Genomic DNA, 24,729 nt, shown 5'->3' with positions numbered 1-24,729 from the left:
TTTTATGTCAAATTTACAGCAGCAGCGCAATGATGTCACTCATATCGATGGTAATTTGCATCAGAATGAAGACGCGCGTATCGGTATCGTCGTCGGTCGTTTCAATGGCTTCGTGGTTGAGTCATTAGTCGACGGTGCTATCGACGCGCTCCTACGTCATGGCGTATTAGGTAGCAATATCACTGTCGTGCGCGTCCCTGGTGCCTTTGAGCTTCCCTTGGTCGCTCAGCGCGCCGCAGAGTCGGATCGTTTTGACGCCATTATTGCCTTAGGCGCTATCATTCGTGGTAGCACACCGCACTTTGATTTTGTCGCGAGCGAATCTGCTAAAGGCCTCAGCAGCGTTGCGATCGATTATAATATTCCAGTCGCTAATGGCGTACTGACCACCGACAGCATCGAGCAAGCGATTGAGCGTGCGGGCACTAAAGCCGGTAATAAAGGCTCTGAAGCGGCAATGGTGGTGCTTGAGATGCTAGCGGTGTTGTCGCAGCTAGACGTTGATATTGATGGCGATGATGCTTAGTTATAGTCATAAATTTCAAGCTTTTTAACAAGATACAAATAGCGCTATGATCCATTATCATGGCGTTATAGCTCTAAAACTGACTGGCTAAATAGGCCAGTCGACTACTATTTAACAACTTACTCGCTCTTTTTACTCTGTAAAATTTCATTTGAATTTAACATTAGGTATTACCCTCTTATGACTGACCAACTCAAACGTGCCATTAATGATGCAAAGTCGGCACAAAATAATGCCAACCCTAGTGATAACTTGGGTACTAACAGCGAAGAACAAAACTTCGATATGAGTGAGTCGACTTATAAGACGAGCCATACTGCGGTACGAAAGGCTCGTCGCTTTGCGATGCAAGGCTTATATGAGTGGCTAGTGACTGATCGCCGTTTTGAGACGACAGATAAGCTTGGCTGGAAAGACAACGCTCCGCATGATATCGCTGCGCGCACGCGTGCGACCAATGCTATGCATACCGTGCACATTGGCTACTATCATGAGATGATGCGTGATATCCCAGAGCAGATAGAAGCGCTGGACGCTTTGATTGAGCAACACCTCGATCGCGAAGTCGGTAAGCTTGATACCGTAGAGCACGCGATTTTATTGATTGGCACTTATGAGCTACAAAACCGTCTTGAGATCCCATATAAAGTGGTACTTGATGAAGCGATGAAGCTCAATAATCACTTTGGCGCGACCGATGCGCATAAGCTGATCAATGCGGTACTTGATAGACTGGCGATTGAGTTACGCGCGCTTGAAGTTGACGCCGATACTAAGGCCAATAAACGCACTTCGCAAAAAGCCGCTGCTCAGCCGCAAGTCAATGCTCAAGCGAACACCGATACCGAGTTAGCGGCGAGTCCTGCTGATAAACCTACCGCTTCTAATAAACCGCGTATCAGCGCTAATAAAACGAACGTTAAACGCGACCGCCCTAATAAAGCCAGTACAGCGACCAAACAAGCCATTAAGAAAGCGGCTGTGCAGCCGGCAACCACTGATAATGACGCAAAAAACACTGACACAAATAATAAAGACTAACCATGACTGAGTTTGAGCTGATTGAGCGTATATTTCTGACCCTGCAAGATGAGTCGCCTGCTGCTGCTGGTATAGAAAAAGCAATCGGTGATGATGCAGCAGTAGTGAGTCTGCCAGCAGGCGCGCGCTTGGTCAGTTGTATCGATACCTTAGTGCAAGGGCGACACTTTAGCGTCGATTGGGATGAGATAAATAAGCTTGGCTTTCAGATTGGTTATAAAGCCGTTGCGGTCAATGTCTCAGATCTTGCCGCTATGGGTGCGACGCCGCATAGCATTTTATTAGCATTAGCGCTACCCGAACGCTTAGCGAACGAGCAATGGCTGAGCGATTTTGCTAAAGGCTTATTTCATGCCTGCCAACAGTTTGGCGTGACCTTAATCGGCGGCGACACGACTCGCAACGATACTTTAGTATTAAGCGTTAGTGCGCAAGGACTGTTGAATGCCAATACCAAAGCTATCTACCGCTCAGGCGCAAAAGTGGGTGATAAAGTTTATGTTTCAGGGACCCTTGGCGATGCTGCTTACGCCCTGAAGCATATGAATAATGAGACGGGTCAACAATTAGCGCACAGGTTACACATGCCGACACCGCGCATTCAGCTTGGCGCCGCGCTTACAGAAGCTGGCGCGACGTCGATGATAGATATCTCTGATGGTCTTTATCAGGATTTAGCGCATATCTGTCAGCAAAGCGGCGTCACGATGCGGATAGATATAGAAAAGCTGCCAACTAGCGAGCCTTTATTACAGGCGGATGAAGCTGAGCGCTTATTATGCCAGTTGACAGGCGGTGACGATTACGAGCTAGCCTTTACCTTGCCTGCTGATGTTGAGCCGCCTGTTAGTCATTTAACGAACACTCAAGTCACTTGTATTGGTGAAGTAGTTGCGACCGATTCGGCGCGACAAGAACCGCGTCCTCAGTTATTTTATAAGGGACAAGCCATCACCGCAGAGCATCCCGCCCCTTTTACTTCGCTGCCCTCATTTACGGGTTATCAACATTTTATAGGTTAGCCCATGACTGACAATGCTTCTAGCAATAGCCCTAACAACCACCACAAGCCTGATATTAGTAAGGCTAACGACTGCCCGCCATTACCGGCTAATGCCAGTATGCTCGATACTATCGTCTACTGGTTAGGACTAGGCTTAGGTAGCGGCTTACCGCGCCGAGCGCCAGGTACTTGGGGCACGGTTGGTGGACTGATTGTCGCTATTCCTTTATTGAGCTTAGGGTTTACGACTTTTTTGATAATTACTATTTTATCTTGTGTGATTGGCATTTGGATCTGTGATCGCAGCTCTAAGTTGATGGGCGTCCATGACGATCCGCATATCGTTTGGGATGAATGGGCAGGCATTTGGATTACCTTACTGCCCTTCTCTTATTTAGGCGTCAGTACCACCCGCTTTTGGTCCGATATTAGCCAACCTATCGCTCTCTTTGCGCTGATTATCGCTTTCATTCTGTTTCGCTTCTTTGATATTATCAAACCGCCGCCGATTGGTTGGGCGGACAAAAAAGTCGCCGGCGGCTTAGGGATTATGCTCGATGATATTATCGCCGGTATCATGGCTGCCGTGGCCTGGCTGATTGTCATGGCTGGTGTGTTGCTATAGCTTCAATGAGATGCCTTCTGCAAAATTTGAAGCCAAACCCATACAAAGCTTATGTGATTTTTGTTCGGCTTTAGGCTATAATCCAATAATATATTTTGTTACAACTGTAGAGTAATTATGACATCTTCTCTTTCTGTGATTATCCTCGCTGCCGGCAAAGGCACGCGCATGCAGTCGGCTAAGCCCAAAGTGCTGCAGACCCTAGCCGGCAAGCCCTTGCTTAGCCATGTACTAGACACTTGTCATCATTTGACGGTCGATGAGACGATCGTGGTTTATGGCTTTGGCGGTGAGCAAGTTAAGGAAGCGATGAGCGCTTATAACTTGGCTTGGGTAGAGCAGACTGAGCAGTTAGGGACTGGTCACGCGGTAAAAGTCGCTTTGGATAAATTACCACAAACAGGGCAAAGTCTGATTCTTTATGGTGATGTACCACTAGTCAGCCGTCAGACGCTATCAGCATTACAATCTGCTAATACTGACGGCATGTCGATGCTCACCTTGAGAGTGAATAATCCGTTTGGACTGGGGCGGATCAAACGCGATGACGCCGGCAATATCGAAGCTATCGTCGAGCAAAAAGACGCTAGCGACACAGAGCAACAGATCACTGAGATCAATAGCGGTATCTATTGTGTCGACAATGCCTTACTACATAAATACCTGCCTAAGCTGTCGAATGATAACGCGCAAGCAGAGTATTATCTCACTGACATTGTCAAAATGGCGGTCGCTGATGGCATCGCTATTGCCGCTATCGAGCCTGAACATGCTTTTGAGATTGAAGGCGTCAATAACCGTCAGCAGCTCGCAAGCTTAGAGCGCTCTTGGCAAGGTAAGCTGGTGCACGATCTGCAAGTGGCTGGTGTGCAGTTTGCCGATCCTACCCGCGTCGATATTCGGGGTAGTCTAAAGGCAGGGCAAGATGTGTTTGTCGATGTCAATGTAGTCTTCGAAGGCGACTGCGTGTTAGGTGATAACGTCTATATCGAAGCCGGCAATGTGATTAAAAACTCGCAAATCGGTAATGCTTGTCATATCAAGCCAAACTGCGTCATCGATCAAGCGAAAGTCGGTGCGGGTGTGGATATTGGCCCCTTCGCTCATCTACGTCCTAATACGGTACTCTCTGATCATACCAAAATCGGTAATTTCGTTGAGATTAAGAAGTCCGTCGTCGGTCAAGGTAGTAAAGTAAGCCATCTAAGCTATATCGGTGATACCACTATCGGTACGGATGTCAATGTCGGCGCAGGGACGATCACTTGTAATTATGATGGCGTCAATAAATCACAGACTATTATTGAGGATAACGCGTTTATCGGTTCCAACTCAAGTTTAGTAGCACCAGTGACTATCGGTCATACCGCGACAGTAGCAGCAGGTTCAGTCATCACTAAAGACGTCGATGCTAATGCGCTAGCACTGGGCCGAGGACGCCAAGTACAAAAAGATAACTTCCAACGTCCGACCAAAAAGTAGCAGTAGCTCAGTAGTCGGCTTGCAACACGTTACCGGCCAAAAATAAGCAGCACGACAACACTTGTGGTGCTGCTTATTGCTATATGGTTCTAAAAAAATTTATCAGAATAGCTATCGAAAAATCAAAATATTGTCACTTTAAAATGAAAACATCGAATTTAAGGAATCACTATGTGCGGAATAGTCGGCGCGGTCGCTGAGCGTAATATCGCTAATATCTTACTAGAAGGACTCAAACGCTTAGAATATAGAGGCTACGACTCTGCGGGTCTAACGGTGATTCGTAATAACGAACTACATCGTGAGCGCCAAGTGGGCAAAGTGCAAGAATTGGTCAATGCCGTGGCAGTCAATCCACAGTTTTTCGATGGTCATATTGGTATTGCTCACACGCGCTGGGCGACTCATGGCGAGCCAGCCCAGCGTAACGCGCATCCGCATATCTCGGGTAAAATCGCCGTCGTTCATAACGGCATCGTCGAAAACTATGCTGAGCTCAAAGAAGAACTCATTGCCAAGGGCTACGAGTTTACCTCGCAGACCGATACTGAGGTGGTGGCTCATCTTATCAACGATTTATATAGCCAAAACGATGATTTACTAGCAGCGGTTCGCGCCGTCATTCCTATGCTACACGGCGCTTTTGCGTTAGGTATCGTTCATGTTGATTCGCCAAATGAACTCATCGCAGTACGCCTCGGCTCGCCATTGGTCATCGGTGTCGGTATCGGAGAGAACTTTATCGCTTCAGATCAGCTGGCACTATTACCTGTCACTAATCGCTTTATGTACCTAGAAGAAGGCGATATCGCTAGCATTACGCGCGATAAGGTTACCGTTTACGCCGATGGCGCCGAGGTCAGTAGACAAATCAATGAGATTGACGCCCAGCAGCACAATGCCGATAAAGGCGAGTTCAAACACTACATGCTCAAGGAGATCTATGAGCAGCCAGACGCCGTATCACGCACTTTAGAGATGGCACTTGAGAGCAACGTCACAAGCGAGCATAAAAACCATGAAGCTCAAAATAGCTACCAATTAAAAGCAGACTTTCTGCAGCGTCACGAGTCCAAGCTTGCTGACATTCGTCATATTCAAGTGATCGCGTGCGGCACCAGTTATCACGCGGGTATGGTGGCCAAATATTGGTTTGAGAATTTAACGCGCCTGCCCTGCTCGGTCGAGGTGGCGAGCGAGTTTCGTTACCGCAATCCGGTGGTCGTTGATCACTCTTTATTGATTTGCATCTCACAATCTGGTGAAACGGCAGATACGCTATCGGCACTGCGCGATACGCAAAAGCAAGCGCCTACCGGTCTTGTCAGCTTAGCTTTGTGTAATGTGCCGACCTCGTCGCTCGTGCGTGAGACTGATATTTATCTGCCTACGCATGCAGGCCCTGAGATTGGAGTCGCTTCGACCAAAGCCTTTACTACCCAGTTAGTAGCATTGATGCTACTGGTGCTAAAGATCGGCGCTATTCAATCGCGTTTAGACAATGAGCGTTTAACGACTCTACTCGGCGCGCTGCACAAGCTGCCTAGTCAGCTGTACGCTAGCCTCCATCTTGATAGCGATATCAAAACGATGAGCGCGAACTTCGAGGAGAAAAAAAGCTGTCTGTTCTTAGGACGCGGTCTACAGTTCCCTATTGCGCTTGAGGGCGCACTCAAGCTCAAAGAGATCTCTTATATCCACGCAGAAGGCTATGCCGCAGGCGAGCTAAAACATGGGCCATTAGCGCTAGTGGATAAGGACATGCCTATCGTCGTGCTCGCGCCAAAAGACAGTATGTTTGATAAGCTCAAAGCCAATATGCAAGAAGTGCACGCGCGTCACGGTGAGCTCTTTGTTTTCGCTGGCGAATCAAGCAAGATGGTAGCGGAAGATCGCTTGCATGTGGTCTATGTGCCCGATGTCTGCGAGGATCTTGCGCCTATCGTTTATAGCGTGCCGGTGCAGCTACTATCCTATCATGTAGCAGTCATGCGCGGCACCGACGTCGATCAGCCCCGGAATTTGGCAAAGTCAGTGACGGTCGAGTAGGTTTAAATCGTAAAAACCGAGCGTAAAAAAGCCTCGCTACTGTCTTAATAGTAGCGAGGCTTTTTAATATATAGTATATGAGCAAGTTTTTAAGACCATAATAACCACTCATTTAAATATCAGCATATTAAAAAAGGATAGCAAAATGGATGATGCAAAAATAGACGCCACCGATGTGAAGGCCACTTGGGAAGCTGACGAGTTACAAGTACGAGCTAAGTTAAGCTCTGCTGGGGTCGCGTCGCCTGCTGAGATGTTGAGCATGAGTGGTCAAGCAGTTTTTGATGCTATGTTCGCTGGAGACCTGCCCTCAGCGCCGATTGGTGAAACGCTTGATTTTATTCCTATCCATATAAAGAATGGTAGTGCCATCTTTCAAGGTCAGCCCGGGCAGCAACATTATAATCCACTAGGCAGCGTACATGGGGGTTGGTTTTGTACCATTCTTGACTCTGCTGTTGCCTGCGCTATTCACTCAACCCTACCTGCTGGTAAAGGTTATACCACGCTTGAGATCAAGGTGAATATGATTCGTGCGTTGACTAAAGATATCCCATTAGTGCGTGCTGAAGCCAATACTATTCATGTCGGCCGGCAAACAGCGACTGCTGAAGGTCGCATCGTAGGGCCTGATGGCAAACTTTATGCCCATGCCACGACCACTTGCTTAGTATTTGATATGAAGCAGTGAAACTCCTATAACACCTACTTTTAAAAGTATAAGCACTGAAAAACAGGCACTGAAAACATGGATATCGAAAGCATCGAAAAGGACACCACCGACCAAATAGAAATCATCTATGAAGATGAGTTTCTAGTAGCGATTAATAAAGAAGCGGGTTTACTCGTGCATCGCAGTTGGCTAGATAAGGGCGAGACGCGCTTTGCGATGCAGCTAACCCGTGATGCGGTAGGATGTCATGTCTTTCCCGTGCATAGGTTAGACAGGCCGACATCTGGTGTTTTACTCTTTGCTAAAAGCTCAGCTGTGGCGCGTAGCCTGACTGAGGCGTTTACTGAGCATAAGGTTACCAAGCAGTATTTAGCGGTAGTTCGCGGCTATATGCCAAAGAATGGCACGATTAATTATGCGTTAAGCTTTAAGCCCGATGCCATCGCCGATAAATTTGCTAATTTGGACAAGCCTGCACAAGAGGCTGTGACCCATTGGCAACGTCTGGCTCAAATCGAGCTGCCATTTGCAGTATCAAGCAAGCATGACACTAGCCGCTATAGTTTTATGCGCTTAATGCCCGAAACAGGGCGCAAGCATCAGCTGCGCAGGCATATGAAACATCTATTTCATCCTATAGTGGGCGATACTAGCCATGGCGATGGCCGGCACAATCGATTTTTTCGCAATCACTATGATTGTACGCGGATGCTGCTGCATGCTCAGACGTTAGCGCTTGACCATCCCGTTACCGGTGAGCCCTTGCTCTTAACAGCGGGATTTGATGAACAATGGATGCGTATCATGGAAGCGTTTGATTGGGTAAAGAGTGTTGAAGGTTCAAGTCCTTAGTAAGGACTTGAAAACTAGGATATAGGCTACTGATAACAATAGCCTATATTATTTATAGCAGCTCAGTGTACATAGCGGTGTAGTTTTTGAAGATGTTTTTTTACAGTGGGACGATACACTCTAGCGCCACATTATGAATGACTAAAGGGGTAAGTTTTTTGTCTGAATTAAAAACAGTTGGGCTTTTTGTCATTACTGCATTAGCAGAGATTATAGGCTGCTATTTGCCATACTTATGGCTGAGAGAGGGCAAGTCAATATGGCTGCTTGTCCCTAGTGCGCTTAGTTTGGCTGCTTTTGTATGGCTACTGACTTTACATCCAACCGCCGTTGGCAGAGTTTATGCCGCCTACGGTGGTGTGTATGTAACGATGGCAATTCTATGGTTGTGGGCTGTCGATGGTATTCGACCAACGACATGGGACATATTAGGTACATCAGTGGCACTGCTAGGCATGGCTATTATTATGTTTGCACCGCGAAGTACCTAGTCTATAGCTCAATGGAATCTCTTCTATAAAACTTTTAAGCCAGTTAGCACCATCAGTTACGCCTGAGCTGCCCTCAAACCAAACCCTTATAAAGAAAATAAATCCCTACTACGAACAACAATACCGAAAAGCACTTCTTTAACAGTGGCGGTGAAAGCATGTGCGCCACTTTTGCGCCAACTTTAGCAGTAAAAAAGCTCATACTGGCAATGCCCAAAAAAGCATAAATATGTACAAAGCCAATGGTGTTGGGTACATCAACTTGCTGCTGCATACCAAAGAATATAAAGCCTAACGCCCCAGCAATGGCAATGGGTAAACCACACGCCGCCGACGTGCCCACCGCTTTTTGCATCACCACATTATAACGAGTGAGATAAGGCACCGTTAAGCTGCCGCCGCCAATACCAAAGATTGCCGATGCCACACCAATCACCCCTCCTGCTGCCAATTGATTATGTTTTGACGGTAGTACTGTATCTGCATCGCTGACACTATGGCTACTGCTGGCTGGCTGGCTTTTGCCAGCGCTAAACATTCTATAAGCGACCCACAGCAAAAACACCCCGACGATGAGCTGCAGATATAGCCCTGATATTTGCCCTGCTATCCCTGCGCCCAAAAAACACCCTAGTGCCAAACCGGGGGCTAGGTTTTTAAAGACCGGCCACATGACACCGCCCTTTTTATTGTGCGCCATTAATGAGCTGATCGAGGTGACGATGATGGTTGCAAGCGATGTCCCCAAAGCCAGATGCATGATCGTATCGGCATCGTAGCCCATTTGGGTAAAAACAATAAATAACAGCGGTACAATGATAGTGCCACCGCCCACGCCAAACAGTCCGGCGGCGAATCCTGCTAGCGCACCTATAATTAAAAAAATGAGTAGTTCCACGGGATAGCGTCTTCTTAGTTGAATGGTGATTAATGGAGTAATTATTAGGAGCCAGTCAGGATCATCGTATACGCAAATGCCCTTTCAAAAATAATTCGTGCGCAGCTATAAGCTAGGAGATAATAAGAGTCTGAGAGAGCTTTATTCTTTAGATGGGTTCTACTTGACCGACGTAATGATAAGCGCGGTTAAAATACACCAAGCTTTCATCAAGGCCGCTATCAATGCTACCTTGCGATTCTGAAGGTTTAATGGCGACCACTCGGCACATAAGCACACTATGCGTACCGACTTCTTGAATGTGCTCAATCTCACAATCAAAGCTCACCAGCGCGTCTTCTAAAATAGGCGCACCTGTCACAAGCTTAGTCCAGGACCCCTGCTCGAAGCGCTCATCCGAGCTTAATTTGGAAGCAAAGGCATTGGATATGGGTTCATGCTGGGCGCCGAGTACGTTGACGCTCAAGACCTTATTATCCACAAAATGCCCGTGTGAGCGCGCTGACTGATTCATACAAACCAGCAGTGTCGGCGGGCTATCGGTGACGCTACATACCGCCGAGGCGGTAAATCCATGAGTGCCAGATAGGCCGTTTGTGGTAATTACACTGACCGCCGTGGGTAATAGCGCCATGGCATCTCTAAAATCAGTGGCTTCAATCCTATCTTTAATCATTGCTGCAATCCTGAAAAACATTAAAAAGTTGTACTGTAAGGAAGGTTCTTTAAATCGAACGTCCTCAACGACTGGACTTCAATACTCATCACTTAAGTTAAAAGCCCAGCCTATATGTAGTACCTTTATAACTGAGGTTGCTCATGCGCTTAAACAAGACACAACTTGTTAAGAAATGCTAAGCCGTCAGCTCTTGACGCACAATTGCCGCACCAGCACTCAACGCACTTAGCTTGCCGCGCGCCACCTCACGAGACAACGGCGCCATACCACAATTAGTCGACGGATAGAGCTTATCGGCATCGACGAATTGTAGCGCTTTACGTAAGGTGTCCGCGACTTGTTCCGGAGTTTCAATCTCATTGGTAGCGACATCGATAGCGCCGACCATCACTTTTTTACCACGAATAAGCTCAATCAAATCCATCGGCACGTGCGAGTTTTGACACTCAAGCGAAACGATATCAATGGCAGACTGCTGGAGCTTTGGGAACGCTTGCTCATATTGACGCCACTCTGAGCCTAAGGTTTTTTTCCAGTCGTTATTGGCTTTGATGCCATAACCGTAGCAGATATGTACCGCTGTCTCACATTTGAGTCCTTCGATAGCACGCTCCAATGTCGCGATGCCCCAATCATTCACATCATCGAAGAATACGTTAAACGCTGGCTCGTCGAATTGGATAATATCCACGCCCGCTGCTTCTAATTCGCGCGCTTCCTCATTCAGAATTTTGGCAAACTCCCACGCCAGTTTTTCACGGCTTTTATAATGTCCATCGTATAGCGTATCTATCATCGTCATCGGACCGGGCAGCGCCCATTTAATCGGCTGATCGGTTTGCGCTCGCAGAAACTTAGCATCGTCTACAAAAACCGGTTTTTGACGGCTCACCGCTCCCACTACGGACGGCACACTGGCCTCATAGCGATCACGGATTTTAACGGTTTTACGGTTTTCAAAATCGACGCCATCTAAATACTCGATGAAAGTAGTGACAAAGTGCTGACGAGTCTGCTCGCCATCGCTGACGATGTCGATGCCAGCATGGTTTTGCTCTTGTAAGGTCAGACGTAGCGCATCTTGTTTTGCCTCTACCAGCTCATCACCTTGTAGCGCCCAAGGTGACCAAATCTTCTCAGGTTCTGCCAGCCAAGACGGTTTGGGTAAGCTGCCTGCAGTTGAGGTTGGTAATAATAGTGTCATGCTGATCATCCTGTCTATATTCGGTTAGGCAGCGTGTTTTTGCGCCGCGCTTTCTTCTACAATATAATTGGCCGCCCATTCTGCAAGGATATCTTGGTAGGGCTGGATAAACTCATCTTGGGTAAACTTGCCTTGCGTCACTGCCATCTTACTGCGCTCTTCGCGATCATAAACAATCTGCGTCTTTGAGTAATCCTGATATTTTAAGCTCGGCTGATACACCTGAGCTGCGGTTGAGTTGGCATTATAAATCTCAGGGCGGTAGATCTTCTGAAAAGTCTCCATAGTCGCAATCGCACTGATTAACTCAAGATCGCTGTAGTCGCTTAATAAGTCACCGGCAAAATAAAACGCTAGCGGCGCCACACTACCTGCAGGCATAAAGTAGCGCACAGTTAAGCCCATTTTATGAAAATAATCATCAGTCAATGAATACTCGTCTTGTCTATATTCCACCCCCAAAACAGGATGCTGATTACCCGTGCGCTGATAGGTCTTGGTGCTCGACACGCTCAAGCAGATCACCGGCTGCTTCTCAAACTGCTCAAGGTACGCCTCTGAGCGCAGTAAATGCTGAAATAGCTTGCCATGCAGCACGCCAAACTCCGTCGGTGGCGGCAAGGTTGGGTGGCTATCAAAATGCTCTGGTAACACGATGCTAAAGTCGTAATCGCGCACATAAGAGGAAAAGCTATTACCGATCATCCCGTCGATGCGCTCATTCGTCTTATGATCGACAATAGTGATTTTTAAGGTTTCAATAACGGGGAATGTATCGCCATTGCCTTCGATATCTAAATCAGCGGAGATGATATCAACTTCCACAGAATAACGATCGGCCGTTGGGTTGTCCCAATGCGCTAGATCATTAAAGCGATTATTGATCATCGTTAAGGTTTTGCGCAGGTTCTCTTGACGATTCTCACCACGTGCTAAATTAGCAAAATTTGTCGTCAGACGCGTACTGTCTGCTGGCTGATAGTTTTCATCGAAGCGAATGCTGGATATGGAATAGGTAAATGGGTTACTCATGATGACCTCCTAATCTAATCTTATTAAATAAGACAATATCAAATTTTTGTATGAAGTCATCATACCCAAAGCATTACATGAATAAAAACGATACTATTTTAAGATAAGATGAATATTATTCAGGTAAGGAGCCTAAAGTTACAATATAGATAATAAGGTAGAAATTTATGTCAAAGCTTAGAGAAGCCGTTATTAAGCTAATGTGTCTACAAGAATTTATTGTGACAAATAAAATAGCCCTACACAAAAACCCCGCTACTGTAAGCAACAGTAGCGGGGTTTAAATACTAGATATTGGTAATTTTCAGCTATGAAACCACTCTAAAATTATGCGCCAAATACTTTCATACGCTCTTCAACGGGTTTGAACTCTTTGTCGCCTGCAGGCTGCTCGATGCTGCCGAACACCATTTGCGCGTTTAATTCCCAATCTTCAGCGATATCCCATTCTTCAGCGACTCTTTGATCGATGACTGGATTATAATGTTGTAAGTTGGCACCGATATCTAGGCTAGCAAGCGCCGTCCAGATCACATACTGATGCATAGCGCTGGTTTGATGCGCCCAAATTGGGAACTTATCAGCATATAGTGGCGCGGCTTCTTGCATACCTCTGACCACTCCTTTATCTTCGAAGAATAGCACCGTACCCGCACCCGCTCTAAAGCCGGCGATTTTGTCTTTAGTGGCCTGAAACTGCTCATTATCACCAACGATAACTTTCAGCGTCTCTTCTGTGATATCCCACAGTTTGTTGTGGTCTTCGCCAAATAAGACGACTAGACGCGCGGACTGTGAGTTAAATGCTGACGGCGTGTGCAATACCGCATGCTCAACTAGCTTGACGACTTCTTCGTTAGATACTGGTAGCTGATCGCTTAGCGCATAAATAGAACGGCGTTTTTCGGCTAATTGCTGTAGATCTTTTAGATTTGACATAATTTTCTCCAATAGGAATGTGATTAAAAGTGAAGTATTAGACTTGATTTAATAAAGGTATTGTAAAGAAAATCGGAATCAACCCCTATTCCCTTTTTGTAATTGAACTAACCAATAGCTCACAATTTAGAAGTTAATTTAACAAATTGTAATTACTAGGGTTTCTTTATTCTGTCTTTTTAGCCTTTAAAGCCTTCTGGTAATTCAGGGGCAGGCAGACGTTTCATGTCTGAGTCAACATTGCCAAAGCGCTCATGACCGTTGTTCCAATCGAGGATAGATTGCTCGATCTCTTCTTTATTGTCGGCAACGAAGTTCCACCATAGGAGCACTTGGTTATTGAGCGGTTCGCCGCCGATGAACATCACACGAGTACCTTTTTTGGCGACTAATTTGATGCTGCTGTTATTCGCGACATCGCTATCGTGAAAGCGAAACAATTGATCTTGTTTGCAGACATTGCCTTCAGACTCAATTTCACCCTCGCTCACTAAGATACCGTACTCAAACCCCGGCTCTAGCGTTAGCGTCACTTCACCATCCTCAAGCCAATAGACGTCGATACCGACCATTTTTGAGTACTGAATGGTGGGCGCTTTATGATGATCGCCTGCCGCTGTGGTGTAGCTACCGGTCGTCAGAATCATCTCGGCATTACCCTCTGTCCAAGTTGGCAGCTTAGGATAATGATGAAAACCGCGCTCAATTTCTTGATCGGTAGGCAGAGCGATCCATAGCTGTACCATGCTTAGCGCGCGCGCTGCATCCGGTGAGCCGCCTGTATCGGGGAATACGCTTTGTTCAGTATGACTAATGCCTTGATTTAGGCCTGTGCCTGCAGTCATCACGTTGACTTGGTTTTTGGTGATGACTTGCTCGTTACCTAAGCTGTCTTTGTGTAGCACCTCACCATTGAGCATCCAGCTAAAGGTTTGCAGATTGGTATGCGGATGGCGACCGACTTGCATACCGCTATCATCGGGACCGAAGTCAGCCGGACCAGCGTGATCCAAAAAGCACCAAGCACCGATAGGTTTTTTGCCGGTATTAGGCAATAATCGAGCGATAGGAATACCGCCGACGTCTGCTAGTCTTGGCTCTAGGGTTTGAATACTCATCGTACACCTCTTATTATTCGTTATTGATTATGACGCTAAAATAGCTATAGATGTGGTCTTAGCTACCGCAGAAGTACGCTGCACCGCTACATACTACTACACGGGCACTTATCTTGGCAGCTACATTGGCACTTCCATAAGCAGTACGCGAGCGTCTTCATTGGCATCCATCGTAAAGCTCTTAGTATCCCAAATACCAAGTCCATCACGAGTATCTAAAGTGTTACCGTTGATGGTTACTTGACCTTCTAGTACCAATACATAAACACCGTTATTGGCATCTTTTAGCTCATAAGTTTCGGTCACGCCTTTATCGAAGCGGCCCATGTGAAACCAAGCGTTTTGATGAATCCACACGCCAGCATCGTCAGCATTCGGTGACAGCACTTGCTTGAACGCATTGTGCTGCATATTCTCATCCATGCGCAGCTGCTGATAGCGCGGCTCAACCCCGCCTTTGTTTGGGATCACCCAAATCTGCAAAAACTTCACAGGATCATTGGCATCGCCATTCATCTCGCTATGCGTGATACCGGTACCCGCTGACATCACTTGGATCTCGCCGGTCTCGATGATACCTTCATTACCGATATTATCACCATGACCGAGCTTGCCTGATAATGGAATACTGATAATTTCCATATCGCGATGCGAGTGCTTGCCAAAACCTTGACCACCAATCACAAAGTCGTCGTTGATGACGCGTAGCGCGCCAAAGCCCATACGTTCAGGATTGTGATAATTGGCAAAGCTAAAGGTATGACGGCTTTTGAGCCAGCCATGATCGGCATTACCGCGAGAGTTTGCTGCATGATAGATCGTTTTCATAATTTATCCTTATAGTTGTTTGGCTTGTTTAAGCTATGGGTCTATTATAATTGTTAACCATATACAGATAAACATCGCTAACGACAAATAACTATTCTTATAATGAGAACAATAGATAGTTTTTATTAGGATAACGCGTTATTAAGAACTTTTTGACTGTTTATGCTACTGTTCATACTAATAGTATTTATGATTATCGACCGAGTAAGCGCCGGCTCCATGGGCAAATAACATTAAAAACCCACCAGCGATAGCGATATTTTTCACAAACATGGTCATCTGCGTCTGATCGCCAAAATCGCTATGGAACAAGAGCGCGGATATCACATTGAACCCTATAAATAAGATAGCGACAATTCGAGTCTTAAAGCCAATGAGAATAGCAATGCCCCCAAACAACTCAAGTATAATGACCAACGGTAGCATCAAGGCTGGCACTCCCATAGACTCCATATACCCTTGCGTTCCAGCATAGTCCGTAATCTTATTAAATCCTGATACGATGAAGATCAGCGATAAGAACACCCGACCTAATAACATACTAATATCTTGAAATCTTTCCATGATAGCTTTTCCTTTATTTTGTTATTAATTTTATACCGTGATTTATAATACACCTTACATAAGCCGCCTGATATCAGAATACGATGCTCCTATCCTCTTTAATATCGGTTATGACTTTTATAATATTTCTGTCTACCGAGTATAGCACCTAACTTATAGCACCTAACTTATAGCACTTAACTTATAGCACTTAACTTATAGCACTTAACTTATAGCACTTAACTTATACCAGCCAACAAAAAGCGCTGACTGAGTATCCTATTCAGTCAGCGCTTTTTGTTGGCTTAGAGGCGGTCTTAGCTCGCTTTATTCGCTAATAGATGCTATTTCACTAGCGAGCCTTTTGGTCTTATATCTTGCTTCAGCTAACGTCATCTTGTTTTGGGCAACCACAGTTAATACGCAAGGCTTACTCAGATAGTCAGTTTTCACAAACAGCATATTTCCCGTGCTCGCTTCTACAATAGTGATATCGCACTGGCCTTGTTTCATTTGACTAGCGGACGAATCACTGAGCGCCGAAAGCGTGCTGCTCATCGCCGCAAACTTATCCGCTTGATTGCTCAGCTCATTGACAGAAAAACAGCTAATAGGAAAGCCGTCAGTGGTACATAAGGTCACGAGCGCAATCTCTCTATTGGCTTCACAAAGCTCTTTGATGCAACGTGAAAGCACTACTTTTGCTTGGGAATTTTCATTTGCCATAATCGTATCTAACATTAGTTTTCATTATTGAGAGTATTAAAGAGTTGCAACAGACCAATAGCGGACTCTCGGCTTCTAGGGTCGGCATTGATAATAGGCGCGACTACGTTATGATGCATGAGCACTGCTCTAACTTCTTGTCCTAGTGCGGCTACACTCGTCGCCTCAGCATTTTCACAATGAGTGACCCCTATAATACAAGTGGTCTGGTTTTTTTCTGGTGCAAAAAAAGTAAGCAGTTTGTCTAAATTATTATAATCAGGCGTTTCCCCATACTTAATCAAGATGAGTAGCCCCCACAAGGAGCGATTGACAAACTCCCATAAAAAGGAATAACGCTCTTGGCCTGGCACTCCATAAATCCCTAATGCCATATCCTCTGCTAAGGTGATACGTCCATAATCGATACCGACGGTCGTATACTCTTTACCTATATCTATGCTGGACTTAGCTTCAGTCTCAAGAGGGCTTATCTCGCTTAGAGTTTTGACCATCTGGGTTTTTCCGGCACCCACTTCACCGATTATCGCTAGTTTCTGATAGTCCACTGTTTACCCCATTCCCAAAAATCTTTTAATCGCACCATAAAACTTACTAGGTTTTTTAGTTGGTATGTCTTGTGGCTTCGTTGGCTCCGGTATAGCATTAAGCGCAGGCTCGCTCACGGTTAGTATGCCTAACGACTCAAAATCTTTGATGATATCAGTGACCTGCTGGTAAGTCCCAAACTCCTCACTAGCGACTAAGCTGTCAAAAGCATAAGGCTTTTTGGTCAATTTGACGCAGAGACTCATAATCAGCTGTGGCTGACTGGTACGATTCAGATCCGGCCACGCCAGCAGCCTTAAGTATTTACCATCGTAATGATGAGCCGTTACAGTATTGGTATTATCTAAATGAATAAAAGCTTGCAGACGTTTTTTTTGCTCATTCGTAAAAGCATTCAGCGTCTGTTGATGATGTTCAATAAATGTTTTAAAGATAGGGCCTTGATCGATAAAATCAAAAATGCTGACTCCCCAACTATCGAAGCTACGCTCGATCACTCGTTCGCTGATAAACACCCATAAATCTTTATGCCTAGGATCAGCCGTTACCTTTGCCATCAGATTATCTACTTCAAGATCAGGACCTTCCAACACTTGCACATATTGGCCTTGACGATACGATAATATGCCCGTGATTTGCGCGGCTGGATTGCGTTTGCGAGACATCTGTACGATATTTGACAAACCCGCAGGCAGAGTGATACCGCGCTCGTTAGCGGTCGTTCTACTGACATACGCGATACATTTCATGTTGCCCTCACTTAAATAAGGCATATAAAGTAGCTCATTCAATTATATCGCTAGCTACTGATGATTAAGGGGTAAGTATCAAGTCATCGCTCTTTAGAATATAAGCAACAAGCAATGACTCAATAATAATAAGCGTGTTTCTAGCTTATTTATGCTTCAAGTTTATGCTTCAAGTTTATACTTCAAGCTTAGCTTCGATGCCTTGTACTTTACGGCGCGCCAAAGCTAAGTTTGATTTGGCTTTATCAAGCACTAAGTACAAAAACAAACCTTCGTTATGCGCTGATGGGCGAATGATATGGATCTGTGATTCTAGAGTAATCAAAATATCATCGATATCACCTTTAATATCCAGTGATTCCATCGTCGCCATTTTGGCTTTGACCACTTGTGAGTTACCCGCAGCAGCGAGCTCTAAATCAACACCACCACCAGCCATGCCTAGTACCATGCCGGACATATAGTCGACAATACAGGTTCCCATAGCGCCATCAACTTGCATTAACTCTTGTAAAGACTGATCGATATTTGACATTTTCTTTTCCTAATTTTTTCGACTTGTGAAGCACATATGCTTTATATTGAAAAATAAAGTGATCGTTTGCGCCGTATTTTGTCTAGATTTACTATTGTTCGTTAATAATAGTTCCAGACTCTGATTAGTTAATCTAAACTATCATGATTTACTCATTAGGTTATTTACATGATAACTTTAGCGCCTGCTATTATAAGGACAAAATGTGCTGATAGCATGCCCACTACTAACCAGTCATCGCTAGATAGCCACCGTTTAGATAAAAAACTCTTCTATATTCAAATCTCAATCCATGGAATAACTCATAATGACGGACTTAATCATAAAAAACGCCCGATTAGCGACTCATAAACCGCTTGTCAATATCACTATAAAAGACCAGCATATCGCTAGTATTGAGGAGATAACTGGCGATAACCCTAATCGTCAAAATAGTCAGGAAAATTCGGTAGCCGCTATTTACGATGCTCAAGGCAATTTTGTCTGTGGCGGCTTTCATGAAAGTCATATTCATCTAGATAAAGCCTGTATTTTGGATCGCTGTACTATAGAGCAAGGCGATTTAGAAGAAGCAATAGAAGAGACGGGAAAAGCGAAAGAAGCGTTCACTGAAGCGGACGTGTTTGAACGTGCTTCAAGAGTGATTGAGATGGCAATCAAAAAAGGCACCGTCGGTCTGCGCAGCTTCGTCGAGACCGATGAAAAGACCGAGATGCGTAGCTTTGAGGCGATAAAGCGCGTGCGAGATACCTACGCTTTTGCCATTGATATAGAGATTTGCGCCTTTGCGCAATCCGGTCTCACTAATAAACCTAAAACCTATGAGCTGTTGCTGCAGGCGCTATCTCAAGGTGCTGATCTGATAGGCGGCTGTCCGTATAAAGATGATAATCCGCATCAGCATATCGAGATGATATTTGATTTAGCTGAGCAATTCGGTGTCAATGTCGACTTTCATTTAGATTTTGATCTCGATCCTGAAGGCTCCAGTATTCCCAAAGTGGTAGAAGAAACCATCAATCGTGGTTATCAAGGTCGCGTGTCTATCGGTCATGTGACTAAGCTTGCCGCTATGGATAAAATGCAGCGCGGAGAAATGGCAGGGCTACTAAAACTGGCAGACATCTCTTTGATCGTGCTACCAGCCACTGATATATTTTTGAATGGTCGTGATTATGAGGCGCTGATTCCTAGAGGGATGGTTAACGCCAATCAGTTTGCAGCATTAGGCGTCAATACTACGCTATCTAGTAACAATATTTTAAACGCTTTTACGCCTTATGGGGATGCGTCCTTAGTGAGAATGGCCAATATGTACGCCAATATTGCCCAGTTAGCAAAAGATGATGAGATCACAGATGTCTTTGCTATGATTACCAAAAACGCGGCCAAAATACTGGCGCTAGATAGTGAAGTTGAGATAGGCGCAGCTGCCACATTAGTGGTACTAGAAGCCAAAACCGCCACTGAGGCGATTCGCACGAATGCGCAAGCGCTGGCTGGATTCAAAAACGGTAAGCAAACCTTTAACAATGCAGCGGCTGAGATTTATTATTAAAGCTGCTATATGGCAACTCTACACAACAAGAGAGGCGATCTAGATCGCCTCTCTTACTTTTATCCTACTGCTAGAGTTAATGTCTGAGTTGGTAACTCAATTAACACCCTAGTTGATAACGCCACTGACACCAACACGGACACTAGCACCGCCCTCGGAGTCTGCGGCGACACCGCCGGTCAAGCTCCATCTGCCACTAACCGCAGTGTGACGTAACGAGGCACCGACCGCATTTTCTCCTCGATGGAAGCCAGCTCCTACCGCATAAGTGAATTTACCCGGTACGTAAGGCGCTGACTCTAATGCTAAAGTCGCCGCTATACCAGCTCTAGATTCTTTTTCGACATCATCGATTCTATAGCCTAGCTCATTAAACGCACTGCCAAAGTTACTCTCAACGGCTCTGAGCTGACTGACGTTGACCGCATCTTTGGGCGCTATACCATCTGCGACACCAGTGACCGTTTGACCACCAGCATTAATACCCTGTTCAGCAGTAATACTAGGTCCGTTAATAATGGACAAGCCGTTATTATTAACTGTCGTATTGCCTGTAGTGATGGTATTAGCCGTGACACTAGTGACGTTTAGGTTGTCAGAAGTGGCGACTTTAATACTGCCATTATCATCACTCAAGACGATATTGTCTCCCGTCACAAAGTTAGCTGTATTACTGCTTTGATTGACTGCTTTAACATCGTTGCCATCGATTTGAGTGACAAGGGACTGCATAGCACTATCCGCTCTGACTAAGCTTACTTTGGTAATATCACTAAGATCAACGGCATAGTCGGTGAGATTATTATCTTCCTTGAGACCTTTAGTTACGGTCATCGCAGCAGATCCTGCCGAGGCAGTAGTCCCATCAGCATTGATGATGTAAGTATCTTTGCCATCAGCGCTTAATGTTCTCACTATTGGTCCGACATTGGTACCGTTAACCATCACTGGCTTAGAGCTAGCGACGGCGGTTCTTACATCGTTGATGTTAGCTGCATTAGTGCCGACCTCCCCACCACTTGCTACGTTGGTGATTTGGGTGCTGCCGGCATCGATACCGCTCGCCGTCACGCTAGGCCCTGTTGTCCCGTCGCTGCCGGTAAAGCTTAAGCCGTATTGGTTAACCACGGTACTATTGCCGGCGTTATCACTAGCAGTGAGACCACCAGCACCATAAGAGGTACTGCCCGCGGCATTAGTTACTGTACTACCTGCTGCGCTGAGTGCTGCACTATTACCTTTGCCGTCATCAACGCTGACACCGCTTGTGTTCAGCAGAGTATCGCCGGCTTTAACGCTAGTCACGTCGAGGGTATCAGCTGTAGCGACGGTGTACTTAGTAGAGCCGTCTAAGTTTGTACCTTGAGTGACAGTAATATTCTTACCTTGCTCTACGGTTGTTTTGGCTTGGACAGCGGCGGTATTCACGGACTTGATAGCATCATGGATATTGTCTTTGCCAGTATCACCGATGTTGGAGGTAGTAATGATGCCACCGTTATTGACCGTATGACCACCCATGACGCTCGTCAGAGCATTAGCAGCGTTATGGAACTGACCGCCGTTGACCGCTTCTGTACTACCCGCTGTGATATCGCCTGCAGCAACATTGCTGATTTTATTATTACCATTATCTAGACCGTTATTGGTCAGTCTGACGATTTGGTTGCTACCACCCTTAAGCGTAACACCGCTATCATTAAGCAGAGTATTGCCAGTAGTCACGCTACCGTTATTACCTAGATCAAGGGTTTTATTCAATACCACTTCAATTGCGCCGTCTTTTTCTTGAGTCGTAATGTTGTCATCAGCACCCACAATATCTATGGCTTCACCTAGACTTTTCTTCACAGTGGCGCCATCGGCAGCTTTGATACCAAAGCCTAAAGACGTCACGCTACCACTAAGAGCACTTAACTGCTCTTGAGTGGCTGCCACGCCACCAGTATAAGTAGCACTCGCATCAAACGTAGTATTAGATAAGTTAGACACCGTACCTGCCGTGCCATCAATAGTGACGCCAGCTGGGCTGCTACCAACTTTGATAGTGTCAGCAAGTCCTAGGGTAATACCATCACTCGATCCAAGCGCAGTGGTTGTTAAGTTAGGATCGGTATTAAACTTAATCTCCTCGCCTAAAGCGAAGGTCTTCTTAAGGGTGTTATTGACGTTGAAGTTGATACCCTTGGCGATATTAGCGGTGTTGCTAATAGTACGACCATCAAGGTTACCCAATGCTGAGCCTACATCATTGTAAGGGCTAGCATTCGTTCCACTATTAGTGCCATCGTCTAGTAGGTAGCTTGGCGGGGTATACATATCGGTGTTTGGATCATAGCTGCCGCCTAGTACAGCAGTGTTACCAGCAACGTTTTGGTTGGTGTCAAATAGCTGACTGCCGTTGATGGCATCGGTTGAGCTTGCTCCAATAGCGCCAATGCCTACGTTTGTAAGCTTGTCGCCGCCGATATCAAGGCCGTTAGCGCTGCTGGTGATAACGGTGTTTTCGCCGCCTGCTGTTGTGTCGCCAATGGTGACTTGGGTGAATTCAACTTCGTCTTTGGTGGAGACCGTTAAGGTCGGCACACCTTCTGTGTTATCTACAAGGAAGTCGATGTTTTTGCCGGAGTCAATAGCTACTCGATCTCCCGGTCCGATGTTGGCTGTACCACCATTGGTGGTGGTGCCGCCATTTTGTCCAACGGTGATATCCCAACCTGCATTGGCGACATCGCTGACTGATTTTAGCTGGTCTTCTGTCGCCGCTTGTCCTGAGGTGAAGCTGCTTGGGTCAAAGCTTTGGTTGGTTAGACCACTGATAGTGCCTGCACTACCATTGATAGCGATAGGGTTATCTGTTGGCGCACCTATGTTGATGGTGTTGGCAAGTCCTAGGGTAATACCATCACTCGATCCAAGCGCAGTGGTTGTTAAGTTAGGGTCGGTATTAAACTTAATCTCCTCGCCTAAAGCGAAGGTCTTCTTAAGGGTGTTATTGACGTTGAAGTTGATGCCTTTGGCGATATTAGCGGTGTTGCTAATAGTACGACCATCAAGGTTACCCAATGCTGAGCCTACATCATTGTAAACTGGAGCATTCGTTCCACTATTAGTGCCATCATCTAGTAGGTAGCTTGGCGGGGTATACATGTCGGTGTCTGCATCATAGCTACCGCCTAGTGCCGTAGTGTTACCAACAACGTTTTGATTGGTGTCAAATAGCTGACTGCCGTTGATGGCATCTCTACTACTGTTACTAACGTCACCATCCGTCACACCGCGAATCTTGTTACCGCCGTTGAACAAACCGGTTCTGGTTAGTACCACGTCATTATTGGTCCCTATTATTCTGACACCATCATCGTCGAGTGTGGTAATACCCGTAGTCACGCTACCGTTATTACCTAGATCAAGGGTTTTATTCAATACCACTTCAATTGCGCCGTCTTTTTCTTGAGTCGTAATGTTGTCATTAGCACCTATAATCTGTACGGCTTCGCCTAGGTTTTTCTGCACAGTGGCGCCATCAGCAGCTTTGATACCAAAGCCTAAAGACGTCACGCTACCACCAAGAGCACTTAGCTGGTCTTCTGTCGCCGCTTGTCCTGAAGTGAAGTTGTTTGGATCAAAGGTCGTGTTTGATAAGTTGGACACTGTGCCTGCCGTGCCATCGATAGTGACGCCAGCTGGGCTGCTACCAACTTTGATAGTGTCAGCAAGTCCTAGGGAAATACCATCACTCGATCCAAGCGCAGTGGTTGTTAAGTTAGGGTCGGTATTAAACTTAATCTCTTCGCCTAAAGCGAAGGTCTTCTTGAGCTTATTATTGACGTTGAAGTTGATGCCGTTACCAATGGCGCTAGTATTCGACGTTACTTGGTTATCAACAGCTCTCAACTGACTAACATTGACCGCATCAGTATCCGTACCACCTGCTGCAACATTGGTTAAGCGTCGCTCATTACCAGCATTGCCGACACTGACGACATTGCTACCGATTGATGTTCCTGCTACGGTGGTTGCGCCAGTAGGTACAAAGCTCGCTACGGTTGAGGCGCTGACCGTCGAGTTGTTACCAATACCAACCGCGCCATCAAGGCCACTAGCAATACTGACATTATTACCGATGGCAAAGGCGTTATCAGCACCGATGGTATTGTTATTACCTAAAGAGTAGCTGCCAGTGCCGGTAATCGTAGAAGGGTCACCAATAGCGCCAGAGTTGTCGCCAGTTACGGTGTTGCCTGTACCGATACTGATACTAGAGCTGCCTGATGCCTTGGCGTTTGTTCCTATGGCAATCGCGTCATTTGCAGAGGCTTTAGATCGTGCACCGATAGAGACGGTTCTATTGGCAGTGACTTTTTGACCGGCTTCAAAGCCCATAGCGACGTTTTGATCACCATCTACTGTACTTCCTGCTCTAAACCCTAAGGCTGAGTTAAAGGATCCGTCTAAGTTATTGCCTGTTTCAGAACCAATACCGATGTTTGACCTGCCTCTGACGATGGAGGCGGACTCTGTACCTAGAGCGATGTTGTCACGTCCAACGACTTGTGAGCCAGCACCCAAGCTATTGACGGTGCCATCACCGTTACCACCAATGGCAATATTTGATCTATTGTTAGG

The 24,729-nt window shown here is 46.0% G+C and carries 23 protein-coding genes; 10 read left to right on the top strand and 13 right to left on the bottom strand.

Translation table 11 applies throughout. The annotated features are described in order from the left end of the window. Positions 1–4 precede the first annotated feature (4 nt). The 9 genes from ribH to ACS8FD_RS11370 all read left to right on the top strand — a co-directional run bounded on the left by ribH (position 5) and on the right by ACS8FD_RS11370 (position 8,742). Positions 5–526: a 6,7-dimethyl-8-ribityllumazine synthase gene (ribH, locus tag ACS8FD_RS11410; protein WP_439275966.1), complete on the top strand. Its 522-nt coding sequence runs from the start codon at positions 5–7 to the stop codon at positions 524–526. Between the two features lie 180 nt (positions 527–706). Continuing rightward, positions 707–1,567 carry a transcription antitermination factor NusB gene (nusB, locus tag ACS8FD_RS11405; protein WP_439275965.1) on the top strand — a complete coding sequence of 287 codons (861 nt, stop codon included), beginning with the start codon at positions 707–709 and terminating at the stop codon, positions 1,565–1,567. 2 nt (positions 1,568–1,569) lie between these two features. Continuing rightward, positions 1,570–2,589, top strand: coding sequence for a thiamine-phosphate kinase (gene thiL / locus ACS8FD_RS11400; protein ID WP_439275964.1), 1,020 nt, complete (start codon positions 1,570–1,572; stop codon positions 2,587–2,589). Between the two features lie 3 nt (positions 2,590–2,592). Continuing rightward, the gene (locus ACS8FD_RS11395; protein WP_439275963.1) at positions 2,593–3,195 is read left to right on the top strand and encodes a phosphatidylglycerophosphatase A family protein; all 603 of its coding nucleotides are present in this window, start codon (positions 2,593–2,595) and stop codon (positions 3,193–3,195) included. A 117-nt stretch (positions 3,196–3,312) separates the two neighbouring features. After that, a complete protein-coding gene (glmU, locus tag ACS8FD_RS11390; RefSeq protein ID WP_439275962.1) occupies positions 3,313–4,677 on the top strand; it encodes a bifunctional UDP-N-acetylglucosamine diphosphorylase/glucosamine-1-phosphate N-acetyltransferase GlmU in 1,365 nt (454 codons plus the stop codon). A gap of 171 nt (positions 4,678–4,848) precedes the next feature. Continuing rightward, positions 4,849–6,726 (top strand): glutamine--fructose-6-phosphate transaminase (isomerizing), encoded by a 1,878-nt coding sequence (gene glmS / locus ACS8FD_RS11385; RefSeq protein WP_439275961.1) that lies wholly within the window; start codon positions 4,849–4,851, stop codon positions 6,724–6,726. 145 nt (positions 6,727–6,871) lie between these two features. Then, the gene (locus ACS8FD_RS11380) at positions 6,872–7,417 is read left to right on the top strand and encodes a PaaI family thioesterase (protein ID WP_439275960.1); all 546 of its coding nucleotides are present in this window, start codon (positions 6,872–6,874) and stop codon (positions 7,415–7,417) included. 57 nt (positions 7,418–7,474) lie between these two features. After that, a complete protein-coding gene (truC, locus tag ACS8FD_RS11375) occupies positions 7,475–8,251 on the top strand; it encodes a tRNA pseudouridine(65) synthase TruC (RefSeq protein ID WP_439275959.1) in 777 nt (258 codons plus the stop codon). Between the two features lie 158 nt (positions 8,252–8,409). Continuing rightward, the gene (locus ACS8FD_RS11370) at positions 8,410–8,742 is read left to right on the top strand and encodes a YnfA family protein (RefSeq protein ID WP_439275958.1); all 333 of its coding nucleotides are present in this window, start codon (positions 8,410–8,412) and stop codon (positions 8,740–8,742) included. Between the two features lie 73 nt (positions 8,743–8,815). Here ACS8FD_RS11370 and ACS8FD_RS11365 read toward each other — a convergent pair whose 3' ends face one another. The 12 genes from ACS8FD_RS11365 to ACS8FD_RS11310 form a co-directional block, all read right to left on the bottom strand. After that, positions 8,816–9,640: a sulfite exporter TauE/SafE family protein gene (locus ACS8FD_RS11365; RefSeq protein WP_439275957.1), complete on the bottom strand. Its 825-nt coding sequence runs from the start codon at positions 9,638–9,640 to the stop codon at positions 8,816–8,818. Between the two features lie 148 nt (positions 9,641–9,788). Continuing rightward, entirely contained in the window at positions 9,789–10,316 is a 528-nt protein-coding gene (locus tag ACS8FD_RS11360; protein ID WP_439275956.1) for a flavin reductase, read from the bottom strand. Between the two features lie 178 nt (positions 10,317–10,494). Beyond that, on the bottom strand, positions 10,495–11,523 hold the full coding sequence (locus ACS8FD_RS11355) for a methionine synthase (RefSeq protein ID WP_439275955.1): 1,029 nt from the start codon (positions 11,521–11,523) through the stop codon (positions 10,495–10,497). 24 nt (positions 11,524–11,547) lie between these two features. Next, positions 11,548–12,555, bottom strand: a complete 1,008-nt coding sequence (locus ACS8FD_RS11350; protein ID WP_439275954.1) for a DUF1852 domain-containing protein — start codon at positions 12,553–12,555, stop codon at positions 11,548–11,550. A gap of 327 nt (positions 12,556–12,882) precedes the next feature. Next, positions 12,883–13,494 carry a nitroreductase family protein gene (locus ACS8FD_RS11345; RefSeq protein WP_439275953.1) on the bottom strand — a complete coding sequence of 204 codons (612 nt, stop codon included), beginning with the start codon at positions 13,492–13,494 and terminating at the stop codon, positions 12,883–12,885. 179 nt (positions 13,495–13,673) lie between these two features. Continuing rightward, entirely contained in the window at positions 13,674–14,612 is a 939-nt protein-coding gene (locus ACS8FD_RS11340; RefSeq protein ID WP_439275952.1) for a pirin family protein, read from the bottom strand. Positions 14,613–14,732: 120 nt separating this feature from the next. Then, positions 14,733–15,440 carry a pirin family protein gene (locus ACS8FD_RS11335; RefSeq protein ID WP_439275951.1) on the bottom strand — a complete coding sequence of 236 codons (708 nt, stop codon included), beginning with the start codon at positions 15,438–15,440 and terminating at the stop codon, positions 14,733–14,735. 177 nt (positions 15,441–15,617) lie between these two features. Then, on the bottom strand, positions 15,618–16,004 hold the full coding sequence (locus ACS8FD_RS11330; protein WP_439275950.1) for a DoxX family protein: 387 nt from the start codon (positions 16,002–16,004) through the stop codon (positions 15,618–15,620). A gap of 306 nt (positions 16,005–16,310) precedes the next feature. After that, positions 16,311–16,709, bottom strand: a complete 399-nt coding sequence (locus tag ACS8FD_RS11325) for a roadblock/LC7 domain-containing protein (RefSeq protein WP_439275949.1) — start codon at positions 16,707–16,709, stop codon at positions 16,311–16,313. A 14-nt stretch (positions 16,710–16,723) separates the two neighbouring features. Next, on the bottom strand, positions 16,724–17,257 hold the full coding sequence (locus ACS8FD_RS11320; RefSeq protein WP_439275948.1) for a GTP-binding protein: 534 nt from the start codon (positions 17,255–17,257) through the stop codon (positions 16,724–16,726). Between the two features lie 3 nt (positions 17,258–17,260). Continuing rightward, positions 17,261–18,031 (bottom strand): BLUF domain-containing protein, encoded by a 771-nt coding sequence (locus tag ACS8FD_RS11315; RefSeq protein WP_439275947.1) that lies wholly within the window; start codon positions 18,029–18,031, stop codon positions 17,261–17,263. Positions 18,032–18,182: 151 nt separating this feature from the next. Then, positions 18,183–18,542: a roadblock/LC7 domain-containing protein gene (locus tag ACS8FD_RS11310; protein ID WP_439275946.1), complete on the bottom strand. Its 360-nt coding sequence runs from the start codon at positions 18,540–18,542 to the stop codon at positions 18,183–18,185. A gap of 307 nt (positions 18,543–18,849) precedes the next feature. Here ACS8FD_RS11310 and ACS8FD_RS11305 point away from each other — a divergent pair, with 307 nt between their 5' ends. Continuing rightward, positions 18,850–20,100 (top strand): amidohydrolase family protein, encoded by a 1,251-nt coding sequence (locus tag ACS8FD_RS11305; RefSeq protein ID WP_439275945.1) that lies wholly within the window; start codon positions 18,850–18,852, stop codon positions 20,098–20,100. A 108-nt stretch (positions 20,101–20,208) separates the two neighbouring features. Here ACS8FD_RS11305 and ACS8FD_RS11300 read toward each other — a convergent pair. Further along, on the bottom strand, positions 20,209–24,729 hold a 4,521-nt coding region (locus ACS8FD_RS11300; RefSeq protein WP_439275944.1), incomplete at its 5' end, for a YadA-like family protein.

The sequence above is a fragment of the Psychrobacter sp. 1U2 genome, assembly GCF_051847575.1.
Note: the sequence above shows the minus strand (reverse complement) of the source record. Positions and strands in the feature narration are given on the sequence as shown.

Excerpts from the sequence above, each read along its gene's own strand:
- ribH (WP_439275966.1), top strand. The coding sequence starts at position 5 with ATGTCAAATTTACAGCAGCAGCGCAATGATGTCACTCATATCGATGGT.
- nusB (WP_439275965.1), top strand. The coding sequence starts at position 707 with ATGACTGACCAACTCAAACGTGCCATTAATGATGCAAAGTCGGCACAA.
- thiL (WP_439275964.1), top strand. The coding sequence starts at position 1,570 with ATGACTGAGTTTGAGCTGATTGAGCGTATATTTCTGACCCTGCAAGAT.
- ACS8FD_RS11395 (WP_439275963.1), top strand. The coding sequence starts at position 2,593 with ATGACTGACAATGCTTCTAGCAATAGCCCTAACAACCACCACAAGCCT.
- glmU (WP_439275962.1), top strand. The coding sequence starts at position 3,313 with ATGACATCTTCTCTTTCTGTGATTATCCTCGCTGCCGGCAAAGGCACG.
- glmS (WP_439275961.1), top strand. The coding sequence starts at position 4,849 with ATGTGCGGAATAGTCGGCGCGGTCGCTGAGCGTAATATCGCTAATATC.
- ACS8FD_RS11380 (WP_439275960.1), top strand. The coding sequence starts at position 6,872 with ATGGATGATGCAAAAATAGACGCCACCGATGTGAAGGCCACTTGGGAA.
- truC (WP_439275959.1), top strand. The coding sequence starts at position 7,475 with ATGGATATCGAAAGCATCGAAAAGGACACCACCGACCAAATAGAAATC.
- ACS8FD_RS11360 (WP_439275956.1), bottom strand. The coding sequence starts at position 10,316 with ATGATTAAAGATAGGATTGAAGCCACTGATTTTAGAGATGCCATGGCG.
- ACS8FD_RS11355 (WP_439275955.1), bottom strand. The coding sequence starts at position 11,523 with ATGACACTATTATTACCAACCTCAACTGCAGGCAGCTTACCCAAACCG.
- ACS8FD_RS11350 (WP_439275954.1), bottom strand. The coding sequence starts at position 12,555 with ATGAGTAACCCATTTACCTATTCCATATCCAGCATTCGCTTCGATGAA.
- ACS8FD_RS11345 (WP_439275953.1), bottom strand. The coding sequence starts at position 13,494 with ATGTCAAATCTAAAAGATCTACAGCAATTAGCCGAAAAACGCCGTTCT.
- ACS8FD_RS11340 (WP_439275952.1), bottom strand. The coding sequence starts at position 14,612 with ATGAGTATTCAAACCCTAGAGCCAAGACTAGCAGACGTCGGCGGTATT.
- ACS8FD_RS11335 (WP_439275951.1), bottom strand. The coding sequence starts at position 15,440 with ATGAAAACGATCTATCATGCAGCAAACTCTCGCGGTAATGCCGATCAT.
- ACS8FD_RS11330 (WP_439275950.1), bottom strand. The coding sequence starts at position 16,004 with ATGGAAAGATTTCAAGATATTAGTATGTTATTAGGTCGGGTGTTCTTA.
- ACS8FD_RS11325 (WP_439275949.1), bottom strand. The coding sequence starts at position 16,709 with ATGGCAAATGAAAATTCCCAAGCAAAAGTAGTGCTTTCACGTTGCATC.
- ACS8FD_RS11315 (WP_439275947.1), bottom strand. The coding sequence starts at position 18,031 with ATGCCTTATTTAAGTGAGGGCAACATGAAATGTATCGCGTATGTCAGT.
- ACS8FD_RS11310 (WP_439275946.1), bottom strand. The coding sequence starts at position 18,542 with ATGTCAAATATCGATCAGTCTTTACAAGAGTTAATGCAAGTTGATGGC.
- ACS8FD_RS11305 (WP_439275945.1), top strand. The coding sequence starts at position 18,850 with ATGACGGACTTAATCATAAAAAACGCCCGATTAGCGACTCATAAACCG.